This window comes from Mesorhizobium sp. B2-6-1 (assembly GCF_006440475.1).
Taxonomy (GTDB): Bacteria; Pseudomonadota; Alphaproteobacteria; order Rhizobiales; family Rhizobiaceae; genus Mesorhizobium.
The window spans coordinates 1-24448 of record NZ_VFUH01000009.1 but is presented as its reverse complement, the minus strand read 5'-3'; the positions used below and the strand labels follow the sequence as shown (position 1 = coordinate 24448).

Genomic DNA, 24448 nt, shown 5'->3' with positions numbered 1-24448 from the left:
GGCCCAATCCAGCTCAAGGAGGAGATCATGAGGATCATTTCGAAACTGGCGGCCGCCGCCGTCGTATTGCTCGCGGTGGCCACAGACGCGGGGGCCGCCGAAAAGGTCACCATTTCGATCGGCGGAGCGTCATGCCTCTGCTATATGCCGACCGTGCTCGCCAAACAGATCGGCGCTTACGAAAAAGCCGGCATCGATGCAGACCTCGTCGATTTCAAGGGCGGTTCTCAATCGCTGACCGCAGTATTGGGTGGCAGCGCGGATGTGGTGTCCGGCTATTTCGATCACACGGTGAAATTGGCCGCCAAGAACCAGCGCCTGCAATCCTTCGTCGTTTACGACCAGTTCCCGGGACTGGTGCTGGCGGTGGCGCCGGGCCAGACCGGCAAGATCAAGTCAGTGAAGGACCTTGCTGGCAAAAAGGTCGGCGTGACCGCTCCCGGTTCCTCGACCGACTTCTTCCTGAAGTTCCTTCTGCAGAAGAACGGCATCGACCCGACATCCGCCGCCGTGATCGGCGTTGGGCTGGGCGCTACCGCCGTCGCCGCCATGGAGCAAGGGCAGATCGACGCCGTGGTGACGCTCGATCCGGCCGTCACCGTGCTTCAGGCCAGGCATAAGGACCTGACCATCCTGGCGGACACGCGCACCCAGAAGGATACCGAGGCGGTATTCGGAGGCGACTATCCCGGCGGAGCGCTTTACACCCGGCCGGAATGGATGGCCGCGCATCCCCAAGCAACGCAGGGATTGACCAATGCCATGCTTGCCACGCTGGATTACATTCGCTCCCACAGCGCCGAAGAGATCATGGCCCAGATTCCCGACAATCTGATCGGCAGCGACAAGGACGCCTATCTGGCCGCGTTGAAAAATGCGATCCCCATGTATTCGACCACCGGGCTCATGGATCCAAAAGGCGCGCAGGCCGTGCTCGACGTTTTCTCTCTCGGTTCGCCTGATGTGGCCAACGCCAAGATCGATATCACGCAGACGTACACGAACGACTATGTGAACAAGGCGAAGAAGGCCAACTGACGAGATCAACGTCAAGCAGCGGGCATATGGCTCGTTCGCCTCAGCCACAGAGTTCACCGAGCGCCGGCATTTCAGCGACTCTGTGGCCTCGTCGCCATTTTGGGTATCCGTCAATTGACGAATACCCGTTCTTCTCTCACCTAGCTTGGCATTGCGCGGGCAAGCCGAACGCGCAGCAATAGTGAGGGTGACTGAAGTCACATGAAGGTAAGCTCGCCGGGCGAGAACCCCAACCGCCCCACTCCCGGCGAGCCTACAACCTGATTTGGAACGCAATCAGGACCGGGGTCAGCCGGCAAGCTTGTATCGCAAGATCGGTGCCAGCTTTGTTTCCCGAAATGGGACGGTTAAAGGGACATGGAACCACCATTTGCTGGCCGGCCGACAATCGCGCCCTAAACCTCGAACTCGCCCTGCCCCTCGTCCATGGCGCTGACGGTTTCAGCCGCCAGCGCCCGGGTGATCGGCGTCTTGCGTTCGAGCGCGGCGCGGTCCAGCCGCTCTACCACGCGCATGGCCGTCGCCAGGGAGCGCTCGATGCGGCGCACCAGATATTGCACGACATGCGGCTCGACCTCGACCTGTCGGTCGGCGAACAGCTTGGTGATGACACCTGCCAGCAGGAGATCGTCGGGTTCGTGGATCTCGACGGTTGCCGCAGCCTTCAGCCGCGACGCCAGATCCGGCAGCGTGACGCCCCAGGCCGAGGGAAAGCGGCGCGCCGTCAAAAGCAAATGCGAGCCGCTGCCGCGTACCGCATTGATCAGATGAAACAGCCCCTGCTGGTCGACTGTGCCGGTATCGACGTCGTCGATCAGCGCCGGCCGGGCACCGAGATTTACAATGCTGTCGCCAACGCGGTGCGCGTCGACCTGAACGGCATCCGCCCGTGCCCGCCAGATCGAGGCCAGATGGGTCTTGCCGGAACCGGCCGGACCGGCGAGCACGACCACCGGCGAGGGCCAGTCCGGCCAGCGGTCGACCAGCGCCACTGCCTGGTTGTTGGTGCCGGAGACGACGAGTTCGTCTCGCGAATAGCCGGTGCCATGGCCGAGATCGAGCGGCAGCTGGCGCGGCGGGTCGGCCCTCTGGTCGCTCATGCCAGGCTCAGCCGCGCGACCCGGCCAGGCCGGATCATGGATTGATGCCTTTGCGACGATCGGCCGGCAATGGCGGCACGGCCTTGCCGTGACCCTTGTAGAGCGGCGATTCCAGATAACGCGCAATGGCAAAGCGCACCAGCACCGCGACCGCGGCCGATGCAGGCACCGCAATCAGCAGGCCGACGAAGCCAAACAGCGCGCCGAAGGCAAACAGCGCGAACATCAGCCACACCGGATGCAAGCCGACGCTTTTGCCGACCAGCCGCGGCTGCAAGATATTGCCCTCGATGAACTGGCCGATGAAGAACACCACCGCGACCGCTACGACCATGGTCCAGTCCGGCCAGAACTGGACGAAGGCAACGCCGACGGCCAGCACCAGTCCGGTCAGCGAGCCGACATAGGGGATGAAGGAGATCAGCCCGGCGAACAGGCCGATGAGGATGCCGAAATTGAGACCGGTTAGCGTCAGGCCAGTGGCATACATGGCGCCCAGCACCAGGCACAGCGTGCCCTGCCCGCGCACGAAGCCGGCCGTTGCCGTGTTGATGTCCCTGGCGATGGCGCGCACCGTGGCGACATTGTCCCGCGGCACCCAGCTGTCGATCACCGCCACCATGCGGTCCCAGTCGAGCAGCATGTAGAAGGCGACCACCGGCGTCACCACGAACAGGCTGATCACCGAGACCAGCGCCACGCCCGAACTCCATATCGAGGTGAACACGGTCGTCAGCAGACCGAAGCCGGATGTCAGCAGTGAGTTCAATCCGTCGCGCAGGCCATTGGCGTTGACGCCGAATTTCTGTTCCAGCCATTTCGGATCGAACGAGGTGATCAGGCTCTGCAGCCGCGTCAGGTACTCAGGCAACTTGCCGGCAAAATCGGCCATCTGCGTCGCCAGCACCGGGATGAGGATGACAAAGGCCAGCACCAGCACGACAAGGAAGGTGATGAGGATGACCACCGTTGCCATGAAACGGCTGAGGCCGAGCCGCTGCAGCCGGTCGGCCACGGGATCGAGGAAATAGGCGAGCACCATGCCGGCCACGAAGGGCAAGAGGATGGCGCTGAAAACATAGAGGAAAAGCGCGAGCGCGGCTACGCCGGCAAGCCAGAAGAAGATCTGCCGGCGGAATCCGGCGGATGGATCATCACCGGCGGCCGCCGGCGCGCTCGCCGCAGCTTCTTTGTCAGGTGCCCGGGGTGGAGCCTTCGCCATAGCCGCTCATATGCCTCAGCCAAGCCACGAGATAGGCTGCGGCCGAAGCCACGGTCAAGACCCCGGACAGCATTATGAGGGCGGGACGAAGTGGATCGAGATGGATCGAAAAAGCAAGCTCACCCAGCACCAGCGCCGCCAGTACAATCTGGATGGCGGTGTTGACCTTGGAGACGAGGAGCGGCTTCATCTCGACGGGGTGGGCCATCACGGTGGACAACAGCACCGCGCAAATGATCAGCGCGTCGCGCGACACCATGGTGACGACCAGCCACAGCGGCAATTGCCCGATGAAGCCCAGCACGACGAACACGGAAACCAGAAGCAGCTTGTCGGCTACCGGATCGAGATAGGCGCCGAGCTTGGAATGCTGGTTGAACCGGCGGGCGATGAAGCCGTCGACGCCGTCCGAGATGCCGGCAACGAGGAACCCGGCAAAGGCCCAATCCCAGCGCGCCTGGAGCATGGCCAGCACCACGGCAGGCACCAGGACAAGGCGCATGATTGTGATCAGGTTGGGGATGGTCAAGCGCATGTCCCGTCGCTTCTGTCTGAACGATAGATGATGGAGATGGGGGATGGGCGCAAGAGAGAAGCTGCCGAGCTTCCCCTGGTGGGGAGCGGCAGTTTCAGCGCCGTTTTCCTTGCGGACCGAAACCGTTCATGCGAAGAGCCGCAAAGGAAACAGCGACAAGCCAGATATGAAGCGCGATACAGTCAAGCGTAAGAACGGGCTCACCTATGCCGAGGCTGGCGTCGACATCGATGCCGGCAATCTCATGGTCGAGAAGATCAAACCGCTGGTCAAGGCGACGCGCCGGCCGGGCGCCGATGGCGAGATCGGCGGTTTCGGCGGCTTGTTCGACCTCAAGGCCGCCGGCTTTACCGACCCGGTGCTGGTCGCTGCAAATGACGGCGTCGGCACCAAGCTGAAGATCGCCATCGACGCCGGCAAGCACGACACGATCGGCATCGACCTCGTCGCCATGTGCGTCAACGACATCGTCGTGCAGGGTGCCGAACCACTGTTCTTCCTCGACTATTTCGCCACCGGCAAGCTCGATCCGGACCAGGGTGCGGCGATCGTCGGCGGCATCGCCGCGGGCTGCCGGCAGGCCGGCTGCGCGCTGATCGGCGGCGAGACGGCGGAAATGCCGGGCATGTATCACGGCAAGGACTATGACCTTGCCGGTTTTGCCGTGGGCGCGGCCGAGCGCGGCCAGCTTCTGCCCACCGACGACATCGTCGAGGGCGACGTGCTGCTGGGGCTGGGTTCGTCGGGCCTGCATTCGAACGGCTTTTCGCTGGTGCGCCGCATCGTTGCGACCAGCGGCCTGGCATGGACCGATCCGGCTCCCTTCAATGACGAGGCCACATTGGCCGAGGCGCTGCTCGAGCCGACCCGGATCTATGTGAAATCGATCCTGAAGGCGATCCGCAACACGCACGGCATCAAGGCGCTGGCCCATATCACCGGCGGCGGCTTCCCCGAAAACATTCCGCGCGTTCTGCCGAAGGAGTTCTCGGCCGAGCTCGATCTCGACGCCATCGACGTGCCGCCTGTGTTCTCATGGCTGGCCAAAACCGGCGGTGTGGCGCCCGAAGAGATGATGCGCACCTTCAACTGCGGCATCGGCATGATCCTGGCGGTGGCGTCCGGCCAGGCGGCGCAGGTCGCTGCCGTCTTGCAGGAAGCCGGCGAGACGGTGACGCCGATCGGCCGGATCGTGCCGCGCCGCGACGCCGGCGTCATCTATCGGGGTTCGATCGGTCTATGAGTGCGCAGAAGAAACGCACTGTCGTTCTGATCTCGGGGCGCGGTTCCAACATGACGGCGCTGATCGCCGCCGCCAGCGACCCGGCTTTCCCCGCCGAAATCGTCGGCGTTATCTCCGACAAGGCGGACGCCGCCGGCCTCGGCATGGCGAGGGCGCGCGGCATCGCCACCCAGGTGATTTCCCGGGCCGACCATGCCAGCAAGCAGGCGCATGACGCCGCGATCGATGCCGCGCTCACGGCCTTCAACGCCGAGATCGTGGCGCTGGCCGGCTACATGCGCATTTTGACGACCGGCCTCGTCCAGAAATGGCAAGGCCGCATGATCAACATCCACCCCGCGCTGTTGCCGGCCTTCAAGGGGCTCGACACACATGCGCGCGCGCTGGCGGCGGGCATGCGCATTCATGGCTGCACGGTGCATTTCGTCATGTCCGAGATGGATGACGGCCCGATCATCGCACAGGCGGCGGTGCCGGTAATGGTCGGCGACAATGCCGACATGCTGGCCGCACGGGTGCTCAAGGTCGAACACCAGCTCTATCCGCTGGCGCTGGGGCTGGTCGCCGAGGGCAAGGCCCGGATGGAAAAGGGCCGCACCGTGTTTGCCCGCTTCGCCGACGATGCCGACAATGCAACCTCGATGATCATTGCACCGAGCCCGCTGCGCGAGGAAATCGATTTCGAGCAATTGGCGCGGATCACGCCGTAGGCATTTTTGCAGTCATAATTTGATTGCAAACTTTGGCGCACTCGCCTATCTCATGCTTGCATGAACAGCAAGCATAGACGCGTGCTCAAGGCGATATTCACCGATCCAGTTTCGGGCAGTATCGAATGGATTGCCGTCGAAACCTTGCTGGTCGCCGTTGGTTGCCAGGTGATCGAAGGAAGCGGCTCACGCGTGCGTTTTGTCTTTAAGAGCGAAGTCGAGACGTTCCACCGGCCACACCCTTCAAAGGAAGCAAAGCGATATCAAGTACGGGATGCTCGCCAATTCTTGTCGAGGATCGGAGTGAAGCCATGAATGCGATGACCTACAAGGGCTATTCGGCCCGTGTTGATTATGATGACGATGACGAGATTTTCTTCGGCCGTATTGCCGGTATTCGAGACGGCGTATCCTTCCATTCAGAAACTGTCGCGGGGCTAAAAGCCGCCTTCCATGAAGCCGTGGACGACTATGTCGAAACTTGCGCGAAAATCGGTAAGTCGCCGCAAAGACCTTATTCCGGCAATCTCATGTTGCGCGTTGACCCCTCGGTTCATTCAAAAGTCGCAATGGCAGCGGAACTCGCAGGCAAGAGCCTGAACCAGTGGGGAGAAGAAGTCTTGCGCGAGGCCGCCGAAAAGCAAATTGCCTGAACCAGCAGCTGTCCTGCCTCCATCTGCATCCGCCATTCGACCGGGAGTATCGTGAAACAGTTGTTTGTGCTGCGCCACGCCAAGTCGAGTTGGGACGATCCCAACCTCCCCGATTTCGACCGGCCGCTCGCCGAACGCGGATTGAAGGCGGCCCAATTGATAGGGCGCGAACTCGCGACGCGCGGGTGGCTGCCGGACCAGGCGCTGGTATCGCCGGCGCTGCGCACCCGTGAGACCTGGCGGCTGGTGGACGCGGAGTTGCCAGCGCATCCACGAGTCGCGTTCTCCGAGGCGCTTTATGAAGCCTCAGCGACGGATATTCTGAGCCAGATTCGTCAAGCCGATCCGTCGAACGACAGCTTGCTGGTCGTCGGCCACAATCCCGGTCTGCAATATCTGGCGAAACAGCTTGCCGGGCCAGGGTCAGAGGCCAAGGCGCGCAGGAGGCTCGAAGGAAAATTTCCAACGGCAGCCTTTGCGCGCCTCGTTTTCCAGGGCGACTGGTCCAACCTGTCGTCCGCGCGGCTGACGCATTGCCTGCGTCTGAAGGATCTGCGCTAGAAATCCAGGGTTGAGCGGGCAACCAGGGCCACTGCGCGCCCGGGCCGCTAGTTGCCCCAGATGCCCTGGCCGGGTTCGGGCCAGTCGGTAGTGGGCTTCGTCTTGGCATCGCCTGTCTCGTGGCCGGCCATGCCCGTATCCTTGAGCGCGCCGGTGACAAGGTGGTCCACGCCCCCCATCGGGGCGACGGGCTGGTTGGCATTGTCGGAGCCATAATGGTCGCTGCCGGCAAAGGCGCTGCCGGTCGCAACGAGGATGGCGGCGGTGGCGAGGGCGATCTTGTTCATTTCAATCTCCTGGATTCATCCGTTAGGCGGCGTCTTGGGAGGACGGTTCCGCTAAGGACAAGACCCCAGGCACTCCTGTTTTATTCCTGGGCTCGGATTGTTTCTGCCGAGCTTGGAGGATTGGTCATGCGCAAAAAACAAGAGCGGCGGGCCAGGCCCACCGCTCTTTGTGGTCGAAGACTTACAGAATCAACGGCCCCAGATGCCCTGGCCAGACTGAGCCGGCACGTTGGCATTCGCGTCGCCCTGCGCCTTTATGGACTTGGTGATCGAGCCGGTATGCGTGGTGTCGATGTTGGAGGTCGACTGGTTGGCAACCGGCTGGTTGACATTGTTGGAACCATAATTGTCGCTGCCGGCAAAGGCGCTGCCCGTGGCAATGAGAATGGCGGCGGCGGTAAGAGCGATCTTGGTCATTTCTTTACTCCTGAGTTCAAGTTGGTTGATGTCGGCAGTCGCGATTAGCGGCCGAAAAGGTTGCGGTCGGCGCCCTGCGAAGCCGGGGCCTGGACGGTTCCGTTCGTCTTCGAGGTCGAAGCGGTGACGGAATGGTCGACAGCGGCGGCGGGCTGATTGGCGTTGGCCGAACCATAATTGTCGCTGCCGGCGAAAGCGGTGCCCGTGGCAACGAGGATGGCGGCGGCGGTAAGAGCGATCTTGGTCATTTTGGTTACTCCAGTATGTTTGTTCTGTCCGTCTAGTGGCGTGCCCTTGGGAGGATTTCGCGTCGCTCGGACCACCCCGTGATGGGTCTGCGGTGTTGTCGTTTCCAGTCACGAAAATGTGCCAAAAAAGCTGTGGGACGGCCCTTGAAATTGAAACGACATCGCTGGCTGCCACAATTTTATCTTGTTGAACCAACGGTTTATTGAGAAAACTCCATTGAGCCCACCCGTTTGCGCAGAGCGTACGTTCACCGTTTGATGTACGGTCCGTCAACATAAATCGAACCGAACGGTTCGGTCTTATCTACGTAAGGCCCGCGCAAGTGGCCGCATCCGGGCGTTTGCTTTGCGGCTGGGTCGACATTGTCGCTTGCAAACGGGCTGAAGGACGCGCCAAGAGGCGCCGCATTCTCCACGCGGAGGCTTCGCCTCCGGTCGCGGCAGGCGCAAGCTTTCAGTCATTTTGCCGACTGGAGAAATGGAAAGCGGCGGGTTCTGGCCCGTCAAGAAGCGCCAAAGCCAAGGACGTCGCGCATACCGTATTCACCGGGCGGTCGCCCGGCCACCCAGAGGGCTGCGGCGATGGCGCCACGGGCGAACATGACGCGGTCCTCGGCCGCATGCGACAGGGTGACGATCTCGCCCCCGGTGCAGAAGCTGACGCTGTGCTCGCCGACGATGCTGCCGCCGCGCAGCATCGCGAAGCCGATCTCGCCGGCAGGCCGCGCACCGGTGACACCGTTGCGAACACGCCTCGCCATCGCATTGAGTTCGACGCCGCGTCCGTCGGCAATGGCTTGGCCGAGCATCAGGGCGGTGCCCGATGGCGCATCGATCTTGTGGCGGTGATGCGCCTCTAAAATCTCTGCATCCCAGTCCGCGGGACCGAGCGCTCTCGCCGCCTGCTCGACCAATCCGACCAGCATGTTCAGCCCAAGCGAAAAGCTCCCGGAGCGTACGATGACAACGGTTTTCGCGGCATCGGCGATGGCTGCCAATTCAGCGTCATCGAAACCGGTCGAGCCAATGACCATGGCAGGCCCGCGACGGCCGGCGCAGGCTCTCGCCAGATCGGCCGATGCCGCCGGCGTGGTGAAATCGACGACCACATCGGCCAGGCCGAGCGCCTCGTCGCGGCTGACCAGGCCATCGCCGGCAATGCCCGGTCGATGAAAGCGGGCAGTAAGCGCCAGCCGCGAGTCGGCCTGCACGGCGTCCGCCATCTGGCGCCCCATGCGGCCGAGCGCACCGGCAATTGCGATCCTGACTGGCGCCATCGCCGCGGCTATTTCCACATGCCGCGCATGCGCGCGCCAATGTCGACGCGTATCTCCGGCCGGGGCGCCCTGCCCGGCGCTGCTTGCGCTGCCGGCCATACCGTCTGTTCGAATGCCGCAAGGAGGGAGGCCGGGATGAAGCGCGTGCGCGAGGCATAGACATGGCGGTCGCCGCGCGCCGCCTGGCCATGCGCAAAGAAGCGCTGCGGCATGACCAGGTTGAGGCTGTCCTTGGCCCTTGTCATCGCCACGTAAAGCAGCCGGCGCTCCTCCTCGATATCTTCCCTGGTACCAACGCCGAGATCGGCCGGAATGCAGCCATCGACGGTGTTGAGCACAAACACGTTCTTCCACTCCTGGCCCTTGGCCGAGTGGATGGTCGACAGGATCAAATAATCCTCGTCGCGGTGCGGCGGCCCGGCCTGGTCGCTGGTCGCGTCCGGCGGATCGAGCGTCAGCTCGGTCAGGAACCGTTCGCGCGAAGCGTAGCCGGATCCGATCTGCTCGAGCTGCAGAAGGTCGGCCCGGCGCGTGGTTGCGTCCTCGTGGATGCGCTCGAGATGCGGCTCGTACCAGAGCCTGACCTGTTCGAGATCGGCCGGCCATTTGGCGCCGGCACGCAGGCCGGAGTAGAGCGAGACGAAGCCCGGCCAGTCATCCGCCGCGCGCTGCGGCGGCCGCCAGCCGGCAAGGCCCATCGCCTCGTCCAGCGCCGATGTCATCGTCTCCACGACCTGCGCCGCGGCCGAGGGGCCGATGCCCGGCAAAAGCTGCAGCACGCGAAATCCGGCGACGCGGTCGCGCGGGTTTTCGGCAAAGCGCAGCACCGCCAGCACATCCTTGACATGAGCGGCATCGAGGAATTTCAGCCCACCGAACTTGACGAAGGGAATGTTGCGCCGCGTCAGCTCGATTTCCAGCGGCCCGCTGTGGTGCGAGGCGCGAAACAGCACCGCCTGCGATTTCAGCGCCGTGCCGGCCTCGCGCTCGGCCAGGATGGCCTCGCAGACGAAATTGGCCTGTTCGACCTCGTCGCGTACAGTCACCAGCCTCGGCTTGGCGGCGGATTTGCGTTCCGACCACAGATTTTTGGTGAAGCGTTCCGAGGCCTCGCCGATCACCGCATTGGCGGCGGCCAAAATGGTTTCGGTCGAGCGGTAGTTGCGCTCCAGCATCACCACATCGGCGGCCTGCGCGAATTGGTTTGGGAAGTCCAGGATATTGCGCACCTCGGCGGCGCGGAACGAATAGATCGATTGCGCATCGTCGCCGACCACCGTCAGCCCGGCGCCATCGGGTTTGAGCGCCATGAGGATCGAGGCCTGCAGCCGGTTGGTATCCTGGTATTCGTCGACCAGCACATGGTCGAAGCGCCCGCCCAGATGCGTCGCTATCTCCGGTTCCGCGGTCATCTGTGCCCAGTAGAGCAGCAGGTCATCGTAATCGAGCACGTTCTGCGCCTGCTTGGCCTCGACATAGCCGGCGAACAGCTGCTTCAGCTGTTCGGCCCATCCGGCGCACCATGGAAAGGCGGAGCCCAGCACCTCGCCGAGCGGCGCCTGCGCGTTGACGGCGCGCGAATAGATGGCAAGGCAGGTGCCCTTGGTGGGAAAGCGCGCTTCCGTCTTCGAGAAGCCGAGTTCGTGGCGCACCAGGTTCATCAGGTCGGCCGAATCCTCGCGATCGTGGATGGTGAACGCCGGATCGAGGCCGATCTCCTGCGCGTAATCGCGCAGCAGCCGTGCACCGATGCCATGGAAGGTGCCGGCCCAGGTCAGCGCGTCAGTGACGATCGAGGCGTCACGGCCGAGCACCTCGCCGGCGATGCGCTCGACGCGCCGGGCCATTTCGGAGGCGGCGCGGCGTGAAAACGTCATCAGCAGGATGCGGCGCGGATCAGCGCCCTTGACGATGAGATGGGCTACGCGATGCGCCAGCGTGTTGGTCTTGCCCGAGCCGGCGCCGGCAATGACCAGCAGCGGTCCGGCGATCCTGCCGTCGCCATGCTCGACAGCCTGGCGTTGGGCATCGTTCAGCCTTGCGAGATAAGCAGGCTGGTCGGTCGGTTCCCGAAATGTCGAATCATGAGCGGCAAGGTTCATCGCCCATCAAGCATCGTTTCCGCTTTGTTCGCAACAAGGAAGCGGCGCGGCGAGCTCAGGGTCGACAGGTCAGCGTTCCGGATCGACACCCATCGCTGCCGACTGCCTGCGCAATGTCTCCCGATCATTCTTCGGGACTGGCAGCAACAGGGGATCTACGGTGTCGGGTACGTCCTCGATCAGCTTGCGCGCGAGGCGGTAAGTGACGAAGGCGATGGTGCAGGCCAAGAGCAGACGGATCATCCAGCAGTCCTCCTTTGCCTGATCCAACCGGAGACATGAGCTTTTGTTCCTCGGCTTGATCGTCGCAACCAAACGGAAGTCGTCTCGTTGTCAGACGAGAGGAGGTAGCGATGAAGAAGCTCTCCCTAGGCCTTCTGCTGATCGTTCTGGCCGTGTCGGCCTGCGACAACAACGTCCCGCCAACCAAGGCTCCGGCAGCGGAAAACCCGCACGCCGACGGCAATCCTGTAGCCGATAAGACCGGCAAATGAGTTGACATGCGTGCAGCAACGCCGCGGACCACGGCGGGACAGCACAAAGCACAGCCTGGAAAGGACGGCCGGCGCCGCTTGGGAGGTGCCTGATAGCGCCGGCCAGGCGGATATCAGGTCCGCCGCAATATGGATGTTAGCTGAGTCTTGCCGTAGCGTCATGGGGATTCCACCCCTTTGGCTTCCCGCCAAATTCCGGAACGACCGCGCCGTTCATGCTCCCAATCGCCGTCTGACGACCGCGGCATGGAAATTCGTGCCGAACAGCAGGCCGTCATCGTTGAAGTCGTAGCTCGGATTGTGCAGCGGCGCCGTGTCGCCATTGCCGAGGAAGACGAAGCAACCGGGCACGTGAGCGAGGAAACGGGCAAAATCCTCAGAGCCGGTCATCGGCTCGCGGGCGACGGCGACGCCTTCGGGCGCGAACACGTTTCCGGCGGCTGCAAAGGCCTCGTCGACCAATTCGGCGTCGTTGTGCAGCGGCACGAATTCCCTGCTGTAGGCGACCTCGGCGGTGACGTTGTAGGCGGCGGCGGTGCCGGCGGCGATGGTGCGCATCTGCTTCTCGATCTCGGCGCTGACCTCGGGGCGAAAGCTGCGGGCGTCTCCCAGGATACGGGCAAGGCCGGGCAGCGCGTTGCGGGTGCCGTCGGTGATCAGCTCGGTTACCGAGACCACCGATATGTCGGCCGGGCTCAGCCGGCGCGAGACGATGGTTTGCAGATTGGTGACCAGCGCGCAAGCGGCGACCAGTGTCTCCCGGCCGTCCTGCGGCCCGGCAGCGTGGCCGCCGCGGCCTCTCAGAACAATCTCGAAGATATCCTCGGCCGACATCATCGGGCCGGAGCGGGTTTCGAAACGGCCAATCGGCAATCCGGGCAGATTGTGCAGGCCGAAAATCTCATCGAAGGGAAAGCGGCGCATCAACCCATCGTCGAGCATGGCCAGCGCGCCCCTGCCCCACTCCTCGGCCGGCTGAAAGATGAAGCGCACCGTGCCGTTGAACCCGCCCTCCCCGGCCAGCAGCTTCGCCGCGCCGAGCAGCATGGTGGTGTGGCCGTCATGGCCGCAGGCGTGCATGATTCCGGGATTTTGCGAGCCATAGGCCACAGCCGATTGCTCGGTGATGCGCAGGGCATCCATATCGGCCCTGAGCGCGATCGCCCTGTTGCCGCTGCCGCGCTTCAGCGTGCCGACGACGCCGGTGCCGCCGACGCCCTCGGTCACATCGTCGAGGCCGAATTCGCGCAGTTTGGCAGCGACGAAGGCCGCGGTGCGCTTTTCCTCGAACCCGAATTCCGGATGGGCATGCAGATCGCGCCGCCAGCCGGTCATCTCCTGCTTCAAGGCATCGAGATCGATTTTGGCCATTTCTCCGCCCCTCTCAAACTAGGTTGCAAGTCGGGTGACGACATCGAGCAGAATGTTGGCGCCGGCGACGAGCTCGGTATCCTCGGTGTATTCGCGCGGATTATGGCTGATGCCGCCGGCGCTCGGCACGAAGATCATCGCGGCAGGTGCGATACGCGCCATCATCTGCGCATCATGGCCGGCGCCGGACGTCATGCGCTTCGAAACCAGCCCGCGACTGATGGCAGCGGCCTCGATCAGCTCCACGATGCGGCTGTCGAAGATCACCGGCTCGAAGCGCGCCAGCCGCTCGACCGAGATCGTCACGCCTTCGGCGGCGGCGAGTTCTTCGAGGTGAGCGGCGAGTGCTGCTTCCTCCGCCTGCAGCCGGTGCTCGAAAGGATCGCGCAGGTCGATGGTGAAGACCGCTCGCGAGGGAATGACGTTGATGGCGTTGGGCTCGAAAAGCATCGTGCCGACGGTGGCGACGGTCGGCGTGTTCGAAGCCTTGGCACGATCGTGCAGGAAGGCGACGACACGGGCGGCCGCATGGCCGGCGTCGCTGCGCATCGACATCGGCGTGGTGCCGGCATGGTTGGCGACCCCGTCGATGGTGATGCGCTGCCAGGAGATGCCTTGCAGGTTTTCCACCGCGCCGATCGGCACGCCTTCGCGCTCCAGCACCGGGCCCTGCTCGATATGCAGTTCGAGATAGGTATGCGGCTTGAGGAAGCCCGGCTGCTCGTCGCCGGCATAGCCGATGCGCGCCAGTTCCTGCCCGAGCACGCTGCCGTCGGTCCCCACGGCCGCCAGCGCCTCGTCGATCGCAACACCGCCGGCATGAACCAGCGAGCCCATCATGTCGGGGGAATAGCGCACGCCTTCCTCATTGGTGAAGGCGGCGACGGCCAACGGGCGCGACAGGACAAAGCCTGACGCCTTCAGTGTCTCGATTGCCTCCAGCCCAGCCAGCACGCCGTAGCAGCCGTCATAAATGCCGGCATCTATGACCGTATCGATATGCGAGCCTATCAGGATCGGCGCCTGCCCGGCATTCCCAGGCGTCCGCCAGATGCCGAAGATATTGCCCATGCGGTCGATGGCGACTTCGAGCCCCGCCTCGCGCAACCAGCCGACGAAGCGGTCGCGGCCCTGCCGGTCGGCGTCCGAGGCGGCAAGCCGCACCAGCCGGCCCTCGCCGTCGCGGCCGATGGCGCCGAGGTCCCGAATACGGCCAAGCAGCCGCCGCGCGTCGACCGAGATCATGGCGTTGCTCCAGAAAGTACCTTGCCCGCAAGCACGTCCGCGGCGGCCACGCCGACGAGTTCGGCATAACGCCTGGGATCGGTTGCGCCTTCGGTGTTGACGACCAGCACCCGCGAGAGCCGGTCGAGGCCGAGTTCGGCCTTGTTGTCGGCCAGCGCCCGGATCAGTCCGGCCAGGCCGACCCCGCCGCTTTCGCCGGCAACGATGGCCGGATCGCCGCCGGCCGGCCGCGCAAGCCTCCGCATCACAGCGACCGCATCCTCCTCGTCGACGGTCATGAAGGCATCGGCGGCACGCGCCAGCACGCGCCAGGCGACAGGCGACGCCTCGTAGCATTCGAGCATCGCCATGACAGTCGCTTCGCCATGCGCGATCTTGACAGGATGGCCAGCCCTGGCGGCGCCCAAGATACAAGCGGCACGTGCGGGCTCGACCACGGTGAAGACCGGCCTGGCATCACCGAGCACGATGGCGAGATGGCCAGCCACGGCAGCGGCAATGCCGCCGACCCCGGCCTGGACGAAGACGTGGGTGGGCGGTTCGCCGAGCTGGCGCAGCGCCTCGCGCATGATCGCGGTGTAGCCTTGCATGACGAGGCCTGGAATGCGCTCATAGCCCGGCCACGACGTATCGGACACGACGGTCCAGCCCTTGTCCGCCGCGACGCGTGCGGCTTGCCTGACCGAATCATCGTAGTTGCCGTCGACGCGGATCATCTCGGCGCCGTAGCGGGCGATAGCCGTGATGCGCTCGTCGCTGACGCCGGCATGGACGAAGATCGCCGCCCTCGCGCCGACAAGCCGCGCGCCCTGTGCCACCGAGCGGCCGTGATTGCCGTCGGTCGCGCAAGCCATCGTCATGGTGGCGGCGACCGCCCTGACATCGGGCTGATCGAGATCGGCGATGCCGAGCGGCCTGCCAAGCCGGCGGCCGGCTTCCTCCAGCACCAGATGAACGACGGCATAAGCGCCCCCAAGCGCCTTGAAGCTACCGAGGCCGAGGCGAAAACCCTCATCCTTGAGGTGGATGGCGCCAATGCCCAGTTCGGAGGCCAGCGCCGGCAGCGCATGCAGCGGCGTCTCCTGATGATTGTCGCGATGGGACAGGAAACGCTCGGCCGCGTCGGCCCCCGCAACCCCGAGCGTTTCGGCGTCGACCGGATCGAGTGGGCTGCCGTGCAAGGCATTGCGGTTGAGCAGGAACATCAAGGCCTCCTTGGCTGACGACGAGACTATATTGCAAGGCAGGCGCAAAAAGCGCTGTATTCAAGGTGCCGAAATGCAAGTTTGTTTCTTCAGGACATGCCATTGCCCGCTTTGCCAGCCTCGCTCGACAGTTTCGACCTCGCCATTCTCGCCGTGCTGCAGAAGGACAACACGACGCCGCAGCGACTGATCGGCGAGGCCGTGAACCTGTCGGCGCCGGCGGTGCAGCGCCGTATCAAGCGCATGCAACAGACCGGCGTCATCGCGGCCAATGTCGCGGTCATCGAACCGGCGGCGGTCGGCCAGCCCATCACCATCTTCGTCGAGGTCGAACTCGAAAGCGAACGCACCGAACTGATCGACGCGGCCAAGCGGCAATTCCTGGCGGCGCCGGAAGTCCAGCAGTGCTACTATGTGACAGGCGAGGCCGACTTCATCCTGGCCATCACGGTGGCCGACATGAGCGCCTATGAGGCGCTGACGCGGCGCCTGTTCTTCAACAGCAACAATGTCCGCAAATTCCGCACCTTCGTGGCCATGGACCGCGTCAAGGTCGGCCTGACGGTGCCGCTGCCGGGATGAGCGATCAGGTTGCATGTCTGGCATGCTTTCGCCATTCTCCGCATCGCGAATTAGCGGCGGGAGGCGCGCTTGCACGACACCACCCCGGTTGCGATCATCGGTGCCGGGCCGGCGGGCCTGGCCGTTGCCGCGTGCCTGCGGCAGGCCGGGGTCGACTTCATCCTGCTTGAAAAAGAGCAGCAGCCCGCTCCCGCCTGGCGGCGCCACTACGAGCGCGTCCACCTGCACACGACCAAGCGCTATTCATCCCTGCCCTTCGTGCCCTTCCCCAGGCATTATCCGCGCTATGTGCCACGTGATCTGTTCGTCGAATACCTCGATACCTATGCGCAACGCTTCGATCTGCGGCCCCGCTTTGGAGAAGCGGTGCGTGCGATCCGCCGGCAGGGCAGAAGCTGGGGCGTCGAAGCGACATCAGGCACCGTACGCGCTTCCCATGTGGTGATTGCCTCGGGATACAATGCCGAGCCGCTGATGCCGGCATTCGCCGGCGCCGGCAGTTTCAAGGGCAAAAGTCTGCACAGCGCGGATTACCGCAACAACACGCCGTTTGCCGGCCAGTCGGTGCTGGTCATCGGCATGGGCAACACCGGCGCCGAGATCGCGCTCGACCTGGCAGAAGGCGGCGCGCATCCGACGATCTCCGTGCGCGGCGGCGTCCATATCGTGCCGCGCGAACTGCTCGGGGTGCCCATCCAGGTCGTCGGCATGGCGACGCGCCTGGGGCCGCGACGCGTCAATGACGCCGTCTTTCCTATCATCCTCGATCTGGTGTTGGGCAGGCTGGAGAAATATGGGCTCAAACGGCCCAAGCAGGGATTGCTGGAGCAGATATCCCTGGCGTCGCGCATCCCGGTGATCGATGTCGGCACCATCGGTAAGATCCGCGAAGGCGCGATCAAGGTCGCGCCCGACATTGCCGAGATATCAGAGGGCGGCGCCCGTTTCGTCGATGGTCGGCACAGCGACTTCGACGCGATCATCTTCGCCACCGGCTACCGCCCAGCCTATGCCAAATTCCTCCAGCCCGGCGTCGAGCCTGGCGCCAGCGGCGTCAATGCGCGCGCTTCGGAACTCGGTCTTTATCTCGTCGGCTTCCACAATTCGGTCACCGGCCTGCTGCGCGAAATCGGAATCGAAGCCCAGGCGATCGCCGACGACATCCGTCTCCGGCAGAACAGAAAAAGGACGTAGAAGCCCTGCCGGTGTGAGCTGGCGATCACCCCGCCTTGCGCAGCCACACCTTGTTGTCGTGGAATGCCGCGCCGCCATAGGGTGCGGGCGCGTCGGCGCCAGTCAGCACGTTGATGCCCTCGCCGCGCTCATGCGCGCTGTTCGGCCAGATGCCTTCGGCAATCACCACGCCGCGCTTGATGCCGTCGAACAGCTTTGCATGCAACACCACTTCGCCGCGCGCATTGCCGAGTTCGACACGGTCGCCCTCTGCCAAACCGTGTGCGGCGGCATCGTCGGGATGCAAGAGCAATTCCGGCCGGCCCTCCTTGGCCCTCGACACCGGCGTTTCGGAAAAGGTCGAGTTGAGGAAGTTGCGTGCCGGCGACGTAGCCAGCCGGAACGGATGCGCCTCGTCGGCAACCTCGATCAGGTCGACATGATCAGGAAATTGCGGCAACTGCTCCACCGGGCCGAACAGGCCCATGCTTTTCGGCGGCCTATTGGGGGCGGCTTGTCCGGTCCAATCGGCGCGGAAGCGGAATTTGCCGTCCGCATGGCCGAAGCCCTTGGTGAAATGCGCGGTTTCGAAATCCGGCTGCAGGTCGACCCATTTCTGCTCCTTCAGGCTGGCAAAGCTGCCCAACCCGCGCTTGCCCAGGATGATATCGATATGCTGCTGTTCGGTGAGGCCGAAGCCCGGCCTGTCGGCGACTCCGAGGCGCTCAGCCAATTGCTCGATGACGAAATGGTTGGTGCGCGGCCCTTCCGGCGGCTCGATCAGTTTCGGGCCGAGCGTGATGTGCTGGTTGCCGCCGCCCTTGTAGATGTCGTCATGCTCGACGAACATCGTTGCCGGCAGCACGACGTCGGCGAGCTTGGCCGTGTCGGTCATGAACTGCTCGTGCACGCAGGTGAACAGATCCTCACGCAAGAAACCCTGCTTCACCAGCCGCTGCTCGGGCGCGACATTGGCCGGGTTGGTGTTCTGGATGAGCAGCGCCGTCACCGGCGGCCCGCCATAGAGCGCATCCGGCGCCCCCGTCAGCACCGGGCCGATGCGCGAATGATCGAGAAAGCGGATCGAGGGATCGCGCATGCGCGTGCCCTCCAGCACCTCCTGGTTGAGCTTGAAGATGCCGGAATTGGAATGGAAGGCGCCGCCGCCCTCATATTGCCAGGCGCCGGTGACGGCGGCGATGCAGGAGGCGGCATGCATGTTGACCGCGCCGTTGCGCTGGCGGGCAAAGCCGTAGCCGAGGCGGAAATAGGTTTTCCTGGTCGTGCCGACGAGACGGGCAAAACTCTCTATCTCGGCCACAGTCAATCCGGTGATCGCGGCCGCCCATTCGGGTGAGCGTGTGCGCAGATGCGCTTCCAGACCTTTCGGGTCATCGGTGTATTTCTCGAGATAGGCGCGGTCAGCCAAGCCTTCCCTGAACAGCACATGCATAACCGCGCAAGCCAGCGCGCCATCGGTGCCAGGCTTCAGGACAAGGCCCATATCGGCCTGCTTCATCGTGGCGTTCTCATAGACGTCGATGACCACGATCCTGGCACCGCGCTCCTTGCGTGCCTTGATGGCGTGGGTCATGACGTTGACTTGGGTCACCACGGCATTGGTGCCCCAGATCACCACGCAATCGGACTTGACCATTTCGCGCGGGTCGGGACCGCGCAGCGCGCCCGCCCCCATCATCCAGCCGGTCCAGGCCAGGTTGGTGCAGATCGAGCCGAAGAAGCCCGAATATCTCTTCGCATGCCGCAGCCGCTCGATGCCGTCGCGCTGCACCAGCCCCATCGTGCCGGCATAGAAATAGGGCCAGACCGTCTCCGAGCCGTATTTTTCCTCGGCCGCGATGAACTTTTCGGCGACGAGGTCCAGCGCCGCCTCCCAACTTATTTCCTGCCAGGCGCCCTCGCCCTTGGCGCCTTTGCGCACCAGCGGCTTCAGCAAGCGGTCGGGATGGTGGACGCGGTCGGCGTAACGAGCAACCTTGGCGCAGACGACGCCGGCCGTATAGCTGTTGGACTTGGCACCATGGACGCGGCCGATGCGGTTGCCGTCAAGCAACTCGACCTCGAGCGCGCAGGTCGACGGGCAATCATGCGGACAGGCCGAATGGCCGATGCGAAGGCTGGCGTGCTGGTTCATGGGGTTTGTTTAGCGGGTTTCGGGCAAGGCGTGTAGGGCCAGATGGCGCCTTCCCTTCTCCCTTGTGGGAGAAGGTGGATCGGCGCGCAGTGCCGAGACGGTTGAGGGGTGCGTGCCGGAATGAGGCGTTGGCATTCCCTGGAACACCCCTCATCCGACCTCGCTTCGCGAGGCCACCTTCTCCCACAAGAGGAGAAGGAAGCGGCGCTCTCCCTACTCCGCCGTGCCTTCCTCGTATTCGGCCGACATGGTCAGCCACTTTTCCTCGTGGCCGGCGAGCGTCTGGGCGAGTTGCGATCGCTCCTTCGCCAGCCTTGTCGCCGTCGACGGGTCCTTTTCGTAGATCGCCGGATTGGCCAGTTCGTCCTCGATGCCGTCGATGCGCTTGCGTATGCGGTCCATCAGCGCTTCGGTGGCGCGAATTTCCTTAGCCAGCGGCTCAAAGGCGGCGCGGCGCTGGGCCGCCTCGCGGCGGCGGTCGGCCTTCGAGGCTTTTTCCGCCTCGCGCCGCTCGCGCCGGTCGCCGGACACGCCGGTGACCAGCGTCTTGTAATCTTCGAGGTCGCCGTCATAGGGATTGACCGCGCCATCCTTGACCAGCCACAGCCGGTCCGCCGTCGCTTCCAGGAGATGGCGGTCGTGCGAGATCAGGATGACGGCGCCGGGGAACTCGTTCAGGGCATGGATCAAGGATTCGCGGCTGTCGATGTCGAGATGATTGGTCGGCTCGTCAAGGATGAACAGGTTCGGCCCCTCGAAGGCCGACAGACCCATCAACAGCCGCGCCTTCTCGCCGCCGGACAGGTCTTTCGCCGCCGTGTTCATCTTTTCGGTGGTGAGCCCAAACTGGGCGACACGGCCGCGCACTTTCGATTCCGGCGCTTCCGGCATCAGCCTGCGAACATGCTCGTAGGCGTTTTCCTCAGGCCTGAGATCGTCGAGCTGGTGCTGTGCGAAGATCGCCACCTTCAGCCCGGGCGCCACGGTCATGGTGCCGGTCTCCTGCTTCAGGCGGCCGGACAGAAGCTTGGCGAAGGTCGACTTACCGTTGCCATTCGCGCCCAGCAGCGCGATGCGGTCGTCGGCATCGATGCGCAAGGTCATCTTCTTCAGGATCGGCTCACCGGGTGTATAGCCGACATTGACATTGTTCAGCGCGACGATCGGCGAGGCCACCGTCTTCACCGGCTCCGGGAAAGAGAATGGCCGCACCGTGTCGTTCACGATGGCCGTGATCGGCTTCATCTTTTCAAGCGCCTTGATGCGGGACTGAGCCTGTCTTGCCTTGGATGCCTTTGCGCGAAAACGCTCGACGAAGGATTCCATATGCTTGCGGGCGGCTTCCTGCTTGATGCGGCCCTTTTCCTGCTGTTCTTTCTGCTCGGTGTACTGGCGTTCGAACTGATCGTAGCCGCCGCGCCAGAAGGTCAGCTTCTTCTGGTCGAGATGGACGATCGAGTTGACGGCGCGGTTAAGCAGGTCGCGATCGTGCGAGATCAGCAGCACCGTGTGCGGATATTTGGAAACATAGTTCTCGAGCCACAGCGTGCCTTCGAGATCGAGATAGTTGGTGGGCTCGTCGAGCAGCAGAAGATCGGGTTCGGAAAACAGCACGGCAGCGAGCGCCACGCGCATGCGCCAACCGCCGGAAAACGAGGAGGCCGGGCGGCGCTGCGCGGCGTCGTCGAAGCCGAGACCGGCCAGGATGGTGGCGGCGCGCGACTCGGCCGAATGCGCGTCGATATCGGCCAGCCGCATATGGATGTCGGCAATACGGTGCGGATCGGTCGCCGTCTTTTCCTCCTCGAGCAGCGCCGTGCGCTCGAGGTCGGCCTTGAGCACGATCTCGATCAGCGGCTCCTCGGTTCCGGGCGCTTCTTGCGCCACCTGGCCGATCCGCGTGTTCTTCGGCAGGCTGATCGAGCCCGTCTCGGAAGGGAAATCGCCTGTTATGGCCTTGAACAGCGTGGTCTTGCCGGTACCGTTGCGGCCGACAAGTCCGGCCTTGGTGCCGGCCGGCAAGGTCAGCGAGGCATGGTCGAGAAGCAAGCGCCCCGCCATGCGCAGCGAGAGGTCGTTGATGATAAGCATGGCCGCGCTTTTGCACGGGAGACCGGCGCTTCGCAAGACCTTCCGGGCCGGTTGGCCACGCAAGGCATGAAAACGGCGCGCGCAATGGCGCCGTCAACATCGCAGCTCAGAGGCTTCCGGCTGCGGTCGGCCGCGCTCAGGCGCTGGCTTTGCCGCGCTTTGTCGCCTTGGCCACGGGGGCCGGCGCTGCCGGCTTGCGGCCAAGTCCCGTCGACTTCGCCAGCGCTGACCGTGTCGCTGAGTAGTTCGGAGCGACCATCGGATAGTCGGGCGGCAGGCCCCATTTGGTGCGATACTCATCCGGGCTCAGCCCATAGTCCGTCCTGAGGTGCCGCTTGAGCGACTTGAATTTCTTGCCGTCTTCCAGGCAGACGATGTAGTCGGGAAAAACCGACTTCTTCGGGTTCACCGCAGGAACCAGGCTTGGGCTTTCCGCGACAACGGCACCTCCGAGCTTTCGCACCGAGGCACTGACGCTGGCAATCAGGTCAGGCAGGCCGGAAACCGGCAGCGGGTTGTTGCCGACATAGGCCGAGACAATGTCAGCGGTCAGCTCGATAACGGTCTTATCCTCGATATTTGACAAATCTTTCACCCTATTTGCGACAAAATCATCTACCCCAGAGAAGAATTTCGTCGATGCATTTATTTAACCGCGTCCCCCAAACGGACCAGCAAATCTCAAAACGAATCAAGACTTGCAGTCAAATATTTTTTAGGGAAATCGGCTCCGTGCAAACTAGAAAAGCTAATTTTTCGGGTCGGCAGACTTGGGCGGCCCGGTTGGAAGGCCAATATCTGTAAAACACGCGCCGTCGGTCATAACGCGCTCCAACGTCTTTCGGCCCTCAGTTCGCAGTTTCCGTGAAACGGTGAAAACTGCTCTATCGCAGCCGGCGGCCGAAATCAGGCGTATGCGCGCCCTTCCTCGGTGCGCTGGAAATGCGCCAGATCGAGCTGCACTGAAGGGCGGCCCAGAACCGTCAGGATCATATGGGCCTGGCCGCGGTGGTGGGTCTGGTGGTTGAAGACGTGGTCGAGCGCCGGAGCCAGCCGTTGCGAGACGGTGCGCATGTCCGATACCGTCATGTATATAAAGCGGCCCGACAGCGCCTTGTCGCTCAAACCGCCAACCCAGTCGACGATCCGCCGGTCCTCCGCCTCGCGCGCCATGCGCAGGCCCGGCAACGCCTGGTACAGTATGGCGTCCAGCGCCGTCGGCGCATCGCCCTCGCCGGTAAAGCGCTTCATCCAGATGCGATCGGCGGCCAGGAGATGGTTGAGCGTGCCCTTCATCGAGCCGAAGAAAGCGCCGACGTCGCGATTGAATTCCTCTTCGTCGAGATCGGCGGCGGCATCGTAGATGCGGCCATTGGCCCATTGATTATAGGCCGCAAACATCATGAAGTGCCGTTTCATCTTTTCTCCCGCCGGCCTGTGTCGAGGCGTTGCGGGATACCTAAACCGCAAGGAAGCCGCCGCCAATGACCATTCTGCTTTATGATCTCGTCGGACGCGACGCCACCCGCCCGTTCAGCCCGCATTGCTGGAAGGCGACGATGGCGCTGGCGCATAAGGGGCTGGAGATCAGCGCGGTGCCGACGCGTTTTCTCGAAGTGCCCCGCGTCGAGGGCGGCGCATCGAAACTCGTGCCGGTGATCCGCGACGGCGAGACGGTCGTCGCGGATTCCTTCGCCATCGCGCTTTATCTCGACGAAACCTATCCGGACCGGCCGTCGCTGTTTGGCGGCGAAGGCGGCAAGGCCATGGCGCGCTTCATCGAGCGCTGGTCGCAACTGACCATCCATCCCTATGTGACCACCGCCGCGATCATGGACCTTTATGCCATGCAGGATACGGAGAACGCCGCCTATTTCCGCCAGAGCCGGGAGCAGCGCCTGGGCAAGAGCCTGGAAGAGGTGATGGCCGCGCGGGACGCCGGGCTTGGCAATTTCAGGGCTTCGCTGGAGCCGCTGCGCTCGATGCTCGCCTATCAGCCATTCATAGGCGGAGATTCGCCCCTGTTTGCCGACTATATCGTGTTCGGCGCGCTGCAATGGGCACGCATCGCCTCGCCCTACCCATTGCTCGACGACCACGATGTCGTGGCGCAGTGGTTCGCCCGCTGCCTCGACCTGCATGGCGGGCTGGGTCGGACGGTTGCGGCGGCCGCGTGAAACCTTAGCGCCTGACCTTGCGGCAGGGCCAACGACGAGCCATCGGCTCCGCTATGGCCAGGTCTTATTTGGCCGCCTTTTTTGGCTTGCCGGGCTTGGCGGCGGTCTTGGCCTCTTTGGGCGCGGTTTTTGCCTTGCTGGCGACGGCCGCCTTTCTTGCTGGCTTCTTCACCGCGGATGACCCTGCGTCCTCCTGGTCGATGTCGGCCGTCGCCTGTTGCCAATGGCGCTCATGCTGTCCGGCCGGTTGCCCTTCTTCCTGCCAGATATGATGTGCGCGGCTGCGAATGCGCTCCTGGCGATCGTCTGTCATGGTCATGGTCTCCATCCGGGCCGACCTCAGCGCGGCGCCGACATGTGACTATAGCAAGCAAAGCCTAATATTGCAGCCGTCCGATCTCGGGCTGGCGGCATCGCCGATATCGGCCCGGCACGCAAACGCGCATGGCGTCGACTTCCCCTGTCGACACCTCTGTCGACTTCCTCTGTCGGTAGCTAATCAAGTTGTCCGGTTTGGTAGCACATGATCTGTCCGCTTCTGTTTTGGCGTCGAAGCGGTTCA

Annotated in this window: 27 protein-coding genes; 10 read left to right on the top strand and 17 right to left on the bottom strand. The window is 63.7% G+C overall.

Features of this window, described 5'->3' with window-relative positions; all coding sequences use genetic code 11:
• Nucleotides 1-27: 27 nt before the first annotated feature.
• Nucleotides 28-1038 carry an ABC transporter substrate-binding protein gene (locus FJ443_RS18810; RefSeq protein WP_140665343.1) on the top strand — a complete coding sequence of 337 codons (1011 nt, stop codon included), beginning with the start codon at nucleotides 28-30 and terminating at the stop codon, nucleotides 1036-1038.
• 395 nt (nucleotides 1039-1433) lie between these two features.
• Here FJ443_RS18810 and hdaA read toward each other — a convergent pair whose 3' ends face one another.
• From hdaA to FJ443_RS18795, 3 genes are read right to left on the bottom strand one after another with little or no spacing between them, the layout of a single operon-like run.
• Nucleotides 1434-2138: a DnaA regulatory inactivator HdaA gene (hdaA, locus tag FJ443_RS18805; RefSeq protein ID WP_140515482.1), complete on the bottom strand. Its 705-nt coding sequence runs from the start codon at nucleotides 2136-2138 to the stop codon at nucleotides 1434-1436.
• 34 nt (nucleotides 2139-2172) lie between these two features.
• Entirely contained in the window at nucleotides 2173-3360 is a 1188-nt protein-coding gene (locus tag FJ443_RS18800; RefSeq protein WP_140494346.1) for an AI-2E family transporter, read from the bottom strand.
• On the bottom strand, nucleotides 3332-3889 hold the full coding sequence (locus tag FJ443_RS18795; RefSeq protein ID WP_140495033.1) for a CDP-alcohol phosphatidyltransferase family protein: 558 nt from the start codon (nucleotides 3887-3889) through the stop codon (nucleotides 3332-3334). The genes FJ443_RS18800 and FJ443_RS18795 overlap by 29 nt, the downstream gene beginning before the upstream one ends.
• 172 nt (nucleotides 3890-4061) lie before the next feature.
• On the opposite strand from FJ443_RS18795, the gene purM reads away from it, so the two are divergent.
• From purM to FJ443_RS18770, 5 genes are read left to right on the top strand one after another with little or no spacing between them, the layout of a single operon-like run.
• Nucleotides 4062-5138 (top strand): phosphoribosylformylglycinamidine cyclo-ligase, encoded by a 1077-nt coding sequence (gene purM, locus FJ443_RS18790; RefSeq protein WP_140494348.1) that lies wholly within the window; start codon nucleotides 4062-4064, stop codon nucleotides 5136-5138.
• On the top strand, nucleotides 5135-5848 hold the full coding sequence (gene purN, locus FJ443_RS18785; protein WP_140665340.1) for a phosphoribosylglycinamide formyltransferase: 714 nt from the start codon (nucleotides 5135-5137) through the stop codon (nucleotides 5846-5848). The genes purM and purN overlap by 4 nt, the downstream gene beginning before the upstream one ends.
• A 60-nt stretch (nucleotides 5849-5908) precedes the next feature.
• The gene (locus tag FJ443_RS18780) at nucleotides 5909-6163 is read left to right on the top strand and encodes a type II toxin-antitoxin system HicA family toxin (RefSeq protein ID WP_140558881.1); all 255 of its coding nucleotides are present in this window, start codon (nucleotides 5909-5911) and stop codon (nucleotides 6161-6163) included.
• Nucleotides 6160-6501: a type II toxin-antitoxin system HicB family antitoxin gene (locus tag FJ443_RS18775; protein WP_140494354.1), complete on the top strand. Its 342-nt coding sequence runs from the start codon at nucleotides 6160-6162 to the stop codon at nucleotides 6499-6501. Before FJ443_RS18780 ends, FJ443_RS18775 begins: the two co-directional genes overlap by 4 nt.
• A gap of 51 nt (nucleotides 6502-6552) precedes the next feature.
• Nucleotides 6553-7062 carry a histidine phosphatase family protein gene (locus FJ443_RS18770; RefSeq protein ID WP_140515478.1) on the top strand — a complete coding sequence of 170 codons (510 nt, stop codon included), beginning with the start codon at nucleotides 6553-6555 and terminating at the stop codon, nucleotides 7060-7062.
• 47 nt (nucleotides 7063-7109) lie between these two features.
• Here the strand turns inward: FJ443_RS18770 and FJ443_RS18765 are convergent, their stop codons facing one another.
• The 6 genes from FJ443_RS18765 to FJ443_RS31205 all read right to left on the bottom strand — a co-directional run bounded on the left by FJ443_RS18765 (nucleotide 7110) and on the right by FJ443_RS31205 (nucleotide 11636).
• Nucleotides 7110-7349 carry a DUF680 domain-containing protein gene (locus tag FJ443_RS18765; RefSeq protein ID WP_140584470.1) on the bottom strand — a complete coding sequence of 80 codons (240 nt, stop codon included), beginning with the start codon at nucleotides 7347-7349 and terminating at the stop codon, nucleotides 7110-7112.
• A gap of 189 nt (nucleotides 7350-7538) precedes the next feature.
• Nucleotides 7539-7766, bottom strand: coding sequence for a DUF680 domain-containing protein (locus FJ443_RS18760; protein ID WP_140494359.1), 228 nt, complete (start codon nucleotides 7764-7766; stop codon nucleotides 7539-7541).
• 44 nt (nucleotides 7767-7810) lie between these two features.
• The gene (locus FJ443_RS18755; RefSeq protein ID WP_140515477.1) at nucleotides 7811-8014 is read right to left on the bottom strand and encodes a DUF680 domain-containing protein; all 204 of its coding nucleotides are present in this window, start codon (nucleotides 8012-8014) and stop codon (nucleotides 7811-7813) included.
• 503 nt (nucleotides 8015-8517) lie between these two features.
• Nucleotides 8518-9291: a 4-hydroxy-tetrahydrodipicolinate reductase gene (gene dapB, locus FJ443_RS18750; protein ID WP_140665337.1), complete on the bottom strand. Its 774-nt coding sequence runs from the start codon at nucleotides 9289-9291 to the stop codon at nucleotides 8518-8520.
• An 8-nt stretch (nucleotides 9292-9299) separates the two neighbouring features.
• Complete coding sequence (locus tag FJ443_RS18745) at nucleotides 9300-11393, bottom strand: ATP-dependent helicase (RefSeq protein WP_140494365.1); 2094 nt, start codon at nucleotides 11391-11393, stop codon at nucleotides 9300-9302.
• Between the two features lie 69 nt (nucleotides 11394-11462).
• The gene (locus FJ443_RS31205) at nucleotides 11463-11636 is read right to left on the bottom strand and encodes a hypothetical protein (RefSeq protein WP_181165130.1); all 174 of its coding nucleotides are present in this window, start codon (nucleotides 11634-11636) and stop codon (nucleotides 11463-11465) included.
• Nucleotides 11637-11746: 110 nt separating this feature from the next.
• On the opposite strand from FJ443_RS31205, the gene FJ443_RS31200 reads away from it, so the two are divergent.
• Nucleotides 11747-11887, top strand: coding sequence for a hypothetical protein (locus FJ443_RS31200; RefSeq protein ID WP_181165131.1), 141 nt, complete (start codon nucleotides 11747-11749; stop codon nucleotides 11885-11887).
• A gap of 213 nt (nucleotides 11888-12100) precedes the next feature.
• On the opposite strand, the gene FJ443_RS18740 is transcribed toward FJ443_RS31200, so the two are convergent.
• From FJ443_RS18740 to FJ443_RS18730, 3 genes are read right to left on the bottom strand one after another with little or no spacing between them, the layout of a single operon-like run.
• Nucleotides 12101-13258 (bottom strand): M20 aminoacylase family protein, encoded by a 1158-nt coding sequence (locus tag FJ443_RS18740; protein WP_140665334.1) that lies wholly within the window; start codon nucleotides 13256-13258, stop codon nucleotides 12101-12103.
• 18 nt (nucleotides 13259-13276) lie between these two features.
• A complete protein-coding gene (locus tag FJ443_RS18735) occupies nucleotides 13277-14503 on the bottom strand; it encodes a Zn-dependent hydrolase (RefSeq protein WP_140656267.1) in 1227 nt (408 codons plus the stop codon).
• A complete protein-coding gene (locus FJ443_RS18730) occupies nucleotides 14500-15708 on the bottom strand; it encodes a diaminopropionate ammonia-lyase (RefSeq protein WP_140515473.1) in 1209 nt (402 codons plus the stop codon). The genes FJ443_RS18735 and FJ443_RS18730 overlap by 4 nt, the downstream gene beginning before the upstream one ends.
• A 96-nt stretch (nucleotides 15709-15804) precedes the next feature.
• On the opposite strand from FJ443_RS18730, the gene FJ443_RS18725 reads away from it, so the two are divergent.
• Both FJ443_RS18725 and FJ443_RS18720 read left to right on the top strand, forming a co-directional pair.
• A complete protein-coding gene (locus tag FJ443_RS18725) occupies nucleotides 15805-16290 on the top strand; it encodes an Lrp/AsnC family transcriptional regulator (RefSeq protein WP_181165174.1) in 486 nt (161 codons plus the stop codon).
• Between the two features lie 69 nt (nucleotides 16291-16359).
• Nucleotides 16360-17484 carry an NAD(P)/FAD-dependent oxidoreductase gene (locus FJ443_RS18720; RefSeq protein ID WP_140665331.1) on the top strand — a complete coding sequence of 375 codons (1125 nt, stop codon included), beginning with the start codon at nucleotides 16360-16362 and terminating at the stop codon, nucleotides 17482-17484.
• Nucleotides 17485-17509: 25 nt separating this feature from the next.
• Here the strand turns inward: FJ443_RS18720 and FJ443_RS18715 are convergent, their stop codons facing one another.
• The 4 genes from FJ443_RS18715 to FJ443_RS18700 form a co-directional block, all read right to left on the bottom strand.
• Complete coding sequence (locus tag FJ443_RS18715; RefSeq protein ID WP_140665328.1) at nucleotides 17510-19618, bottom strand: molybdopterin oxidoreductase family protein; 2109 nt, start codon at nucleotides 19616-19618, stop codon at nucleotides 17510-17512.
• 213 nt (nucleotides 19619-19831) lie between these two features.
• Entirely contained in the window at nucleotides 19832-21709 is a 1878-nt protein-coding gene (locus FJ443_RS18710) for an ABC-F family ATP-binding cassette domain-containing protein (RefSeq protein WP_140494379.1), read from the bottom strand.
• Nucleotides 21710-21845: 136 nt separating this feature from the next.
• Nucleotides 21846-22295, bottom strand: coding sequence for a MucR family transcriptional regulator (locus tag FJ443_RS18705; protein ID WP_140494381.1), 450 nt, complete (start codon nucleotides 22293-22295; stop codon nucleotides 21846-21848).
• A gap of 320 nt (nucleotides 22296-22615) precedes the next feature.
• Nucleotides 22616-23128: a DinB family protein gene (locus FJ443_RS18700; protein WP_140494383.1), complete on the bottom strand. Its 513-nt coding sequence runs from the start codon at nucleotides 23126-23128 to the stop codon at nucleotides 22616-22618.
• 65 nt (nucleotides 23129-23193) lie between these two features.
• On the opposite strand from FJ443_RS18700, the gene FJ443_RS18695 reads away from it, so the two are divergent.
• The gene (locus tag FJ443_RS18695; protein WP_140515470.1) at nucleotides 23194-23886 is read left to right on the top strand and encodes a glutathione S-transferase family protein; all 693 of its coding nucleotides are present in this window, start codon (nucleotides 23194-23196) and stop codon (nucleotides 23884-23886) included.
• A gap of 64 nt (nucleotides 23887-23950) precedes the next feature.
• On the opposite strand, the gene FJ443_RS18690 is transcribed toward FJ443_RS18695, so the two are convergent.
• Entirely contained in the window at nucleotides 23951-24199 is a 249-nt protein-coding gene (locus FJ443_RS18690; protein WP_224620106.1) for a DUF2934 domain-containing protein, read from the bottom strand.
• Nucleotides 24200-24448 lie beyond the last annotated feature (249 nt).